Raw genomic sequence first — 500 nt, forward strand, 5'->3', positions numbered from 1 at the left:
CTAAAAGTGCTGAACTACTGCTTGCACTTACATTTACGGTTCTCGTAACTTGAGTAGCTGGATTTCCTGCCGCATCGCTCACATTATAAGTAATTACATATGTACCCTCAGTATTTGTATCAACAGTATCACCTCCTACAACAATACTTCCAGTAATATCACCATCAACATCATCAGATGCCATAGCTCCTGAATCAGTATAACTATCGCCAACTGTAAGGTTAACAACAGCATCTCCATTTAATGTTATTACAGGTGCAACTGTATCGCCTCCACTAGAGCTACCTACCTCTGTAATGTCATCTATATAAAGAGAACCAGTATTTGGCTTAGTACCATCTTGATTTCCAACATCTGGACGAACTAAAATTCTGTTAACTCCAGCTGGAATATTTGCCAATGTAAAAGTTAGTTCTACCCATTCGTTAGCAGTGGTAATTGTTTGAACATCTCCTACAGGAGCATTCGTTCCATCAACTTCTACTTGAAATAATACATTA

Annotated in this window: 1 protein-coding gene; it reads right to left on the bottom strand. The window is 38.2% G+C overall.

The genetic code is table 11. The features are described from left to right. On the bottom strand, positions 1-500 hold a 500-nt coding region (locus tag AC1EUV_RS13795), incomplete at both ends, for a DUF5011 domain-containing protein (RefSeq protein WP_480199304.1).

The organism is Maritimimonas sp. 2304DJ26-3 (genome assembly GCF_056591635.1).